This window comes from Lactococcus sp. (assembly GCF_036648155.1).
Lineage (GTDB): Bacteria > Bacillota > Bacilli > Lactobacillales > Streptococcaceae > Lactococcus > Lactococcus cremoris.
Genome location: NZ_JAVXIY010000017.1, coordinates 1 through 8,653, shown reverse-complemented (window position 1 = coordinate 8,653; position 8,653 = coordinate 1). Strand labels below are relative to the sequence as shown.

Annotated in this window: 7 protein-coding genes; 1 reads left to right on the top strand and 6 read right to left on the bottom strand. The window is 36.1% G+C overall.

The features are described 5' to 3' along the window. Nucleotides 1-679: 679 nt before the first annotated feature. The 6 genes from RSC39_RS11760 to RSC39_RS11735 form a co-directional block, all read right to left on the bottom strand. Complete coding sequence (locus RSC39_RS11760) at nt 680-928, bottom strand: DUF1912 family protein (RefSeq protein WP_231722887.1); 249 nt, start codon at nt 926-928, stop codon at nt 680-682. A gap of 72 nt (nt 929-1,000) precedes the next feature. Next, nucleotides 1,001-1,345 (bottom strand): MmcQ/YjbR family DNA-binding protein, encoded by a 345-nt coding sequence (locus tag RSC39_RS11755; RefSeq protein ID WP_011677230.1) that lies wholly within the window; start codon nt 1,343-1,345, stop codon nt 1,001-1,003. Continuing rightward, nucleotides 1,338-1,859 (bottom strand): GNAT family N-acetyltransferase, encoded by a 522-nt coding sequence (locus RSC39_RS11750; protein WP_015082955.1) that lies wholly within the window; start codon nt 1,857-1,859, stop codon nt 1,338-1,340. The genes RSC39_RS11755 and RSC39_RS11750 overlap by 8 nt, the downstream gene beginning before the upstream one ends. A 200-nt stretch (nt 1,860-2,059) precedes the next feature. Beyond that, entirely contained in the window at nt 2,060-2,767 is a 708-nt protein-coding gene (locus tag RSC39_RS11745) for a B3/4 domain-containing protein (RefSeq protein WP_042748024.1), read from the bottom strand. A 92-nt stretch (nt 2,768-2,859) separates the two neighbouring features. Continuing rightward, on the bottom strand, nt 2,860-4,401 hold the full coding sequence (gene rlmD, locus RSC39_RS11740) for a 23S rRNA (uracil(1939)-C(5))-methyltransferase RlmD (RefSeq protein WP_011677233.1): 1,542 nt from the start codon (nt 4,399-4,401) through the stop codon (nt 2,860-2,862). Nucleotides 4,402-4,628: 227 nt separating this feature from the next. Further along, the gene (locus RSC39_RS11735; protein WP_332537389.1) at nt 4,629-7,436 is read right to left on the bottom strand and encodes a MucBP domain-containing protein; all 2,808 of its coding nucleotides are present in this window, start codon (nt 7,434-7,436) and stop codon (nt 4,629-4,631) included. A 328-nt stretch (nt 7,437-7,764) separates the two neighbouring features. Between RSC39_RS11735 and recX the strand changes: the two genes are divergently transcribed. Then, nucleotides 7,765-8,574, top strand: a complete 810-nt coding sequence (gene recX / locus RSC39_RS11730; protein WP_332537387.1) for a recombination regulator RecX — start codon at nt 7,765-7,767, stop codon at nt 8,572-8,574. The last annotated feature ends 79 nt before the right edge of the window (nt 8,575-8,653 follow it).

Genomic DNA, 8,653 nt, shown 5'->3' with positions numbered 1-8,653 from the left:
TTTGCGGTAATCTAAGCGAGAGCTCTTACTCGCACTTGATTACCAACCATCTTCTTAAAATTCATTTGAATCTCCTTAAGATGTGAGCCCGACTGCTTTGAAGTTATGAAAATTGCCTTTTTTGGCTGACGCTTCAGCGACACTGCCAAAACGGACAGCGCAGTGAAACAAAGATGAGAAAATGTGGTTCTGTGCAAGGCATAGGTTCCATTTTGTCTATTTTCATCCACTTCAAGGAGGGTGAACTCAATTTGTTCTTATCCGCAAAGAAATAAGACTTTGCGGTAATCTAAGCGAGAGCTCTTACTCGCACTTGATTACCAACCATCTTCTTAAAATTCATTTGAATCTCCTTAAGATGTGAGCCCGACTGCTTTGAAGTTATGAAAATTGCCTTTTTTGGCTGACGCTTCAGCGACACTGCCAAAACGGACAGCGCAGTGAAACAAAGATGAGAAAATGTGGTTCTGTGCAAGGCATAGGTTCCATTTTGTCTATTTTCATCCACTTCAAGGAGGGTGAACTCAATTTGTTCTTATCCGCAAAGAAATAAGACTTTGCGGTAATCTAAGCGAGAGCTCTTACTCGCACTTGATTACCAACCATCTTCTTAAAATTCATTTGAATCTCCTTTTATCTAATGGTTAGAAGTCACTTCTCTAAAAATAGAAGTCACTCATTAAAATGTTTTTGTTCCAAAATCTGGAACGTCATGGAAACCTTTCCCATTTTTGTAGTTCTCAAATTTTCCTTGCAAAAATTGGTAAGCGTCTAAACGACTTTCATAGCGAATAGCAGCCTCTTTCGCTTCTTTTTTACCATCTTCTGTAGCAATTTTTTCAGCAGCTTTCATGGCAAGTTCAGAAATTTGAACTTGTTGGTCTACCCATTCTTGAAAATCTTTTAAAAAATTTTGTTCGTAAGTCATTTTTTCTCCTGTAAAATGTGAGCCCGACTGCTTAGGAGGGTAAACTCACTTCTTTTAAAAATATTAGTATCTTTATCTTTTGGGTTTTATTAAATCATAGCTTTGCTCAACCATTTTGCACACTTGCTCATCAGCGACATCTCCACCAAGTAGTACATCATTCCAATGTGTTTTATTCATATGAAAGGCTGGGTTGATATCTACAAAGAAATCTCGTAACTCTATTGAAATTTCTGGTTTTTGTTTAATGGCGATATTGACTCGTCCTTCTCGCTCCGAAATATAAGCAAAAGATTTTTTATTCTTTAAATGACGCATCACCACTGTCGGTTGCCCCGTCTCCATTTTAGCAAAAGGAGTATCCGCAAAAGTTGGACCAAGAGATAAGCAAAAATCAATCAATTCTTTTTTATTCATTTATTCTGCCTCCAACTTCTAGTTGGTAAGCAAAACGTTCGCCTTCAAACTGGACAAGCCCTCGTTTTACAAAACCTTCACGTTCAAAAACATGTTGCATCAGTTTATTGACTGGGTGTGTATCTAGGCGAAAATCTGAGTATCCTTTAGATAACATTAAAGTAAAAATATTTGAAAATAAATATCTCGTCAGCGATTGTCCACGAAATTCATTAGACAGAGCAATTCGATGAATAGTGACATAATCAAGATTTTGATTTGACCAAGTTCCGTCAGTAATTTGGCTATAAGCCGGTTCTTCACCTGTAATAATGGCACAATAACCTGCTATTTTATCATCAACTAATAAGACATAAGCCTGTTCTTTAGCAAAATCCTCTTCAATATCAAGAACTGCTGGATAAGCATTTTGCCATTGGTCACTCCCAGAAGCGGCCAAAAAAGCTCTCGCTTCTTCAATAATTTTCATAATTGCAAGCAAATCTTTAGGGCCAGCTTTTCTCATATATATCATATCAAACCTCGGATTTTTTCTATTTTATCATAAAAATAACTAATGACAGAACCGCCAGATTTTACTGACGGTCCCTTTTTATTGACAGTATTCATCAACTTTACTATTAAATCTCTTATCTGTCAGTAAATTGCGCCTTAACCAATCCTATTTTATTGACAGAAATCAGTAAATCTCACTTCTTTAGATATGATAAAACACTAGTCTAATGAAATTTCTGGATTTTCCTTAGTCACTAAAAGCACCTGAGCAGTTCCACCTAAATATTTTTCACTCAATTCGGCTAATTTTTGAGTCGCAGCTTCTAAAACATCCCCACGTTCTGGGTCAACAGACTCAATAATCAAAAAAGCATTTTTTGTGTGTTCTGTCAGCATTGTTCTTTGCCCATCTCGCCAGTTCCAAGAGCGACAAACCGCCCCTTCGTCATCAAGATAGCAGATTTCACCAGACAAAGCATTATCAGCTTCATCATCACCTAAAGCCAAAAAATGTTCGCCACCAACAGCTTTTGTCAGTCGCAAATTTCCTGCAAAGGTATCAATATCTTCACCACCAGCAGGCAACCCATAGTTCAAGCTGATACTATTGTAAATATCAACCAAAGGATTGATGGAACCTACAGCTTTTCCTTTATCTACTCGTTTAAGTAGATTTTCAATCGAACTTCTAGCCCCTTTTTTTGTTTTAAATTGTTGATAAGCTTTGCGCCAAACCGAGACTACAGGATTTTCGCTAAAAACAGCTGCACCAAGAAATTGCTCTGCATTTTCATTTGCTTCATCAAGATTTTTTTTGATTTCAGTACTTGATTCCATACTATTATCAATATTTTTGGCTAAAACAATTCCGATTTGAGTTTCAGGAAAAAGTTCCCAAAATTCAGGTTCAACAATAAATTTTTTCATTTTTTCTCTCATTTTTCCTAAAAATTACTGACGAAAATTTCTCCTCAAATAAATGAATTTATAGCCAAATAGCCATTCTGTCAGTAAATTTCTCAGTATTTACCATATTTTTGCGGACGACGTCCACGTTTTTTACCTTTAGCAAATGCTTCAGCTTTACGTTCTTCTTCCAAATGTTCAAATTTCACAATTTTTAAAGGTTCATCGCGTTTTGTCAATTTAACAACTGCTTCAGTCCGCGCTGTATGTGGGAACATATCCACTGATTGAATGTATTCTACTTTGTAATAATTGGCCAAAACCACTAAATCTTTTGCCAAAGTTGATACGTTACAGCTGACATAAACCATTTTTTCCGGTGGGAATTTAGTAATTGTTTCAAGCAAGGCATCATCAAGACCAGTACGTGGTGGGTCAACAATCATGGCAGTCGCTCTATGACCAGATTTGTTCCAGTTTGGAATAATTCGCTCAGCTTTACCAATTTCATAGTGGCAGTTTTTAAGACCCAAACGTTTAGCATTTTCACGCGCATCAAAGATTGATTCTGGTGTAATATCCATTCCGTGAACCGATTTGACTTTTTTGGCAACTGCAAAACCAATCGTCCCAACACCACAGTAAGCATCGATGACACGGTCATCTTTTTTAGGATTCAAAGCCTTAACTGCTTCACCATAAAGTACATTTGCTTGCTCAGAATTCAATTGATAGAAAGCACGAGGACTTAATTCAAACTCATAGTCCAAGACCCCTTCGGTAATTGTTTCTTTTTCATTGAACAAAACTTGTGTGCGTTCGCCATAGATTTCACTGGTTTTTCTTGGGTGGAAATTGACCGCAACCGTCACAATTTCTTCAAATTCTTCTGTCAGTGCTGACAACATTTTGTCAAATTTAACAAAAGAATTTTTTTGACGTTTTGAAGCTTCTTCACGTAATTCAGGCCAAACTTGACCGTCCAAAATAATTGGTGTTGAAGTCACAAAAATAATTTGTACTTCACCTGTTTTTTGTGAACGACGAACCATGACCGTACGAATTCCGCCGATTTTACGCTCATCATAAACTGGCAAATCAAATTTTTCAATCAAACGACAAATGTGATTGATAATCTCTTGGGTTTTCGGGTCTTGAACCAAACAGTTATCTAGGTTTACCAAGTGATGTGTTCCTTCTTGATAAAGTCCAGCAATTACCGTTCCATCATTCAAACGACGTACTTGGAACTGGAGCTTGTTACGATATCCAAGCGTATTTTCCATTCCCAAAGTCGCGCGCAATTCATAATTACGCCATCCTGCTGGTTTGTATTTTTCCAAAGCTTGACGCATAACATCCCGTTTGAATTCCAATTGCATTGGATAAGAAAGATGCATGATATGAGATTGACTCATTTCATGATAAGCTCTATCCTGCGGTTTCACACGATTTGGTGATTTTTCAATAATCTTAACCAATTTTGCGCGACTGAAATTTCTAGCATTTTCAGTAATTTCAACTAATACTTCTTCACCAGGAAGCGCATAAGGAATAAAGACAAGTCGTCCTGAAATGACACCAATCCCTTCACCATTTATCCCCATTCGCTCAATTTCGAGTTGAAGTTTCTGTCCTATTTTTAAATTTATCATTCGTTAATTATTTTCCCTCTAGTTCGTCAATTAATGACCATTTTCAATCCATTATAAAAAATCAGCAATAAAGGATTGTGTGATACACTATTATAACATTTCACAATTTCTTTTTGTAGTCTTTTTCCACTTGAATCTCAAAAGATTTAAAGATATCTTTTTTTATTTATCAATATTAATCTTCAAATAAAAAGCCTGACCCTGTCAGACCTTTTATTTTTCTATAATTATTGTTTTTTACGTTTAAATAGGATAGCAAGTGGTGAAGCAATCACCGCCATAATTCCTAGCAGAGTCAAAACAATTTGTGATTTTTGACTATCTCCGGTACTTGGGAGAATATCTTTTGTTTTATTCTCTTTTACAGCTTTAGCTGTTGGGGTTTTTGGTTGATTATCAGATGGTTTACTTGGCTTTTCTGGAAGAACTGGTGGCACAATGATTCCCGCAGGAACTTTATGATAAACAACTGTTTTTTCAATATCCGCTGTATCTACCGTAATTCCTGTCATTTCATCAATCTTAAGTTGACTTGCAATGTAATCTTTAATGATTGGTGAAAGAACTGCAGCAAATCTTCCGCCATTGTCAGCTGTCCAATCACTATAAGTTTTCTCTCCAGTTACTTTGTCAGTAGTAATTGTTCGACTAAAGACAATTGTTGCCTTATAGTTGTCAGCTGCCTTATCTCCATTATCATATACATAATGAATGACTTCATTAACTGATTTATTTTCAGTTTCAACTACTGTACCATGTTTTAATCTCACAACATAATGTTGAGGGTCATCAGCGAATTTAGTTCCATCTTCTGGATAATCACTAGAAACCAATTCGTAACCCTTATCTGTGTAAGATTTAATCGTATCAACCGTTGTATAGTTTGAAGAATCTCCAGTTCCGCCTGACAAATCTTTTGTAGATAACACTTTCCCAGTTGTTTCATCAATATAAGTTACATCAATCGTTCCTTGATTTCTTGTATAAGAAACCGTTACTGAAATATCTGCTGTATCAGAAGTGATTCCTGTCATTTCTGAGACTTTAAGTTGGTCAGCTGTATAACCTTTGAGTACTGGCGAAACGACTTCGGAAAAGCTGTCAGCATTGTCAGCCGCCCAGTCGCTATAAGTTTTTTCCCCAGTTACTTTGTCAGTACTTATTGTTCGACTAAATCCAAGAGTAGCAGTATGGTCCTCTGCTGCCTTATCTCCAGTGTCTTTATAAACATAATGAATCACCTGATTTACAGCTTTTTTGTCAGTTTCATTTGTTATACCATGTTTCAATTTCACGGTATAATGTTGTGCCTCATCAGTAAAGACTGCCCCGCCATCTGGATAATCACTTGAAACTAATTCGTAACCTTTATCTGTGTAAGATTTAATATCGTCAGCTGTTGTATAATTTGACGGATCATCCGTTCCACCAGACAAATCTTTTTTAGTCAGAACTTGACCTGTCGTTTCATCAATATAAGTGACATCAATCGTTCCTTGATTACGTTTATAGATTACTTTTTTCTCAATATCTGTCGTATCTGCTGTAACACCCGTTATTTCATCAATTTGAGCTTGGTCTGGTGTTTCACCTTTGATAACTGGTGAAACTACTTTAGCAAAACTATTACCATTTTCCGCTTGCCATTCTCCGTATGTTTTTTCACCCGTTACTTGATTCGTTGTTACCGTTCTTGTGAAATTCAGCGGTGTCGCTTTATAGTCCTCTGCAGCCTTAGTTCCATCTTCATAGACATAATGAATTGTTTCATTCACTTGTTTTTGTTCCGAACTTACAACTGATTTTTGTCTTAAATAAACTACATAACGCTGAGGAGTATCCGTAAATACTGCTCCTTGACTCGGATAATCATCAGAAACTAATTCATATCCTTTATCCGTGTAAGATTTAATATCAGCACCTGTTGTATAATTCGCAGGGTCATTAGTTCCACCAGACAAATCTTTCTTCGTCAAAACTTGCCCTGTCGTCTGATCAATGTAGGTTACATCAATCGTTCCTTGATTTCTTGTATAAACATAATTTACAGTTTGATCATTAACCGTATAGTTTCCTGCTTGTGCTGCTCCATTTGATGATTGATAAGTATATCCTGGAATATTTTTTTGCTCTGTCGTGTAAGCTGTTGTAAGGTCTCCACTTGTTGTTACTGACGGAGCAATCGTATTTCCTTGATCATCAACATAGTTAGCAATTACTGAACCTTGAGCAACCGTATAAGTAAACTCAACATTACGAAGTTGTTGTAAGTTCATATTGGCACCAGTTGACGCGGCAATTGAAAATGACATGGCCTGATTCGTTCCAACAAAAGCTGAAACGTCTTGTGTCCAAGATTGTGTTCCATAGGTAATCGACATCGTTTTAGTCGCACCAATATAAGTCATTTTAAAATCAACGAAATTATTATTTGTTGGTTGTGGAATCTCTTGAGAACCCGCAGCAATAGTTTTAGCCTGTCCATCTAAACCATTGACAAAGGCACCAAAAGCAAGCCCGCTCGCATATTGTGATGGGTCTGGCGTAAAACTTGGATCACTAAAATTATTATAATAAGTGTCAAGCTTGAAACCAAAAGCTCCTTTTACCCCACCAATACCGGCAGCTCCACCAGGTGCACCTACGACACTCGTATCCCCTGGATGAAAAAGGAAACCAACCCCATCAGCTCCACCCCTGTTTTGAGCCTTATTTCCTAAGTTAATCTTCCCGGTAAAAGTAAAGTTTTGTGACATGTCAACTTTGGTCATCAAAGTAACATTTCCCGCTTGGCTTCCTTTGTCAGGTGTCAAAGTTTGAGTATAAGTTGATAAATCATAATTAAACCCAGCTGCTGACCCATTTCTTTGGAAATAAGTTAAAAAGTTGGTTGGATATACAGTCACTTCTCTAGAAGTTGCTGCATAAACCTTTTGTATTTTAAAAACATCAGGCGAATGTGTTAGAACAACTCCACCACCAGCAAGAATCGTTAAGGTTCCCATGGTTAATAAAGCACTTGATTTTTTTTTCATTAGTTTGTCTCCGTCATAATTGTAGGTTATTTGTTATAATTTTACTACAAAAAAGGGCGGATATCGGATATTTTGTCTTGAAAATATTACATTAAGTCAAGACATCATTTATAAAAAATTAAAAAAACCTAGTTATATCAAGCCTAAGAAAAGATTTAGCGATAATTTTACAAAAACAATCATCTTTTACAAACAGGTTTATATACTACATTTTTTCATATAACTTATCAAATAGAAAAAAATTAGTCTCTTATCTTATTTTATGTCACATTTTTGTCGTTTGATTCGTCAGTGACAAATTCCAAAGATTTTCGTATATAATAAAGATATGGGAAAAATCACAGCAATAAAAAAATTAAAACGACTCTACCGTGTCGATCTCTCTGATCTAGATGAAGAAAAAATCTACCTCTGTGAAGATACAATCATCCATTTTATTATCACGATTGATAAAGAAGTTAGTGAGACTGATTTAGAGGATATTCTAGCATATGATCAGTTTGCTCAAGGGAAGTCCTTAGCCTTGTACTACATTTCATTTAAAATGCGTACGGGCGCTGAAGTAAGAAAATACCTACTAGAACATGACATCAATGATACTGACCAAATTGAACAAGTATTATCAGTACTTACAGAAAATAATCTAATTAATGACAAGTCCTATGCTGAAAATTTTATTGAAGGTAAGATTTCGATGGGAAGTACCGGCCCCTATCAAATTAAACAAAAATTACTGACCAAAGGAATTAGTAATGATGTCCTGTCCGAAGCCCTCAACGAAATTTATAGCGAAGAAAAACAGATTGATGTCGCTTATAAACTTGCTAGCAAATTATCCAGAACCTATGAAACCAGATTAACACTAAAACAACTAAAAGATAAAATCATCCAAAATTTAATGAATAAAGGTTTTTCTTACTCAGTTTCTTCCATCGCACTTGACTCTCTTGAATTAGAAGCGGATGAGGAAAATGAAATGGACCTTCTCTATTCAGAGCTTGATAAGGTTGCCAAACGTTACTCCAAAAATTATGAAGGATATGAGCGTAAGCAAAAAATTACCCAAGCCTTAGCTCGAAAAGGTTTTTCCTATGATGACATTAGTAGCGCATTACGTGATTACACATTCCCAGAATAAAGAAAACAGCCCTTAGGGGCTTTTAACTTATCGAGAAATAAGGAACCAAGAACACAAAAAAAAGGAGCCTTAGCTCCTT

What these genes read in the sequence shown, in the direction of transcription:
- RSC39_RS11760 (WP_231722887.1), bottom strand. Translation starts at nt 928, where the DNA reads ATGACTTACGAACAAAATTTTTTAAAAGATTTTCAAGAATGGGTAGAC.
- RSC39_RS11755 (WP_011677230.1), bottom strand. Translation starts at nt 1,345, where the DNA reads ATGAATAAAAAAGAATTGATTGATTTTTGCTTATCTCTTGGTCCAACT.
- RSC39_RS11750 (WP_015082955.1), bottom strand. Translation starts at nt 1,859, where the DNA reads ATGATATATATGAGAAAAGCTGGCCCTAAAGATTTGCTTGCAATTATG.
- RSC39_RS11745 (WP_042748024.1), bottom strand. Translation starts at nt 2,767, where the DNA reads ATGAAAAAATTTATTGTTGAACCTGAATTTTGGGAACTTTTTCCTGAA.
- rlmD (WP_011677233.1), bottom strand. Translation starts at nt 4,401, where the DNA reads ATGATAAATTTAAAAATAGGACAGAAACTTCAACTCGAAATTGAGCGA.
- RSC39_RS11735 (WP_332537389.1), bottom strand. Translation starts at nt 7,436, where the DNA reads ATGAAAAAAAAATCAAGTGCTTTATTAACCATGGGAACCTTAACGATT.
- recX (WP_332537387.1), top strand. Translation starts at nt 7,765, where the DNA reads ATGGGAAAAATCACAGCAATAAAAAAATTAAAACGACTCTACCGTGTC.